2 protein-coding genes are annotated in these 330 nt (G+C 52.7%); one reads left to right on the top strand and one right to left on the bottom strand.

The genetic code is table 11. The features are described 5' to 3' along the window. Nucleotides 1–91: GntR family transcriptional regulator (locus EZM41_RS13330; RefSeq protein WP_232618900.1), on the bottom strand; the 91-nt coding region annotated here is incomplete at its 3' end. Nucleotides 92–113: 22 nt separating this feature from the next. Between EZM41_RS13330 and EZM41_RS14480 the strand changes: the two genes are divergently transcribed. After that, on the top strand, nt 114–233 hold the full coding sequence (locus EZM41_RS14480; RefSeq protein WP_446697797.1) for a hypothetical protein: 120 nt from the start codon (nt 114–116) through the stop codon (nt 231–233). Nucleotides 234–330: the final 97 nt, after the last annotated feature.

Below are 330 nucleotides of genomic sequence, written 5' to 3'. Positions count from 1 at the left end.
CCACACCCTGATTTGGTATGACCCTAACGAACCCGTCCATCTCCAAGCGCCTTAGGGCGTCCCTTACGGGGGTCCGGCTTACGCCCAGCATATCCGCCAGAACATTCTCCGATATGGTGCTGGTGGTTACGCTCAAGGTCCAACTCGGGAACATCGAGGGGCTCATGAACTTCTGCGTCCCCTATTTCGTGATGGAGCCGGTCGTGGATCGTTTGAGCTCCCAACTCCACTAAAGCTTGCGAAAGGTTTGACCCAATAGCTCCAGCTCCGCCCGTTACCAAAACGGTTTTACCCTCATAAAATTCTTTATAGTTTTCCACCATTATCACC

Source organism: Acetomicrobium sp. S15 = DSM 107314 (assembly GCF_016125955.1).
Taxonomy (GTDB): domain Bacteria; phylum Synergistota; class Synergistia; order Synergistales; family Thermosynergistaceae; genus Thermosynergistes; species Thermosynergistes pyruvativorans.
Note: the sequence above shows the minus strand (reverse complement) of the source record. Positions and strands in the feature narration are given on the sequence as shown.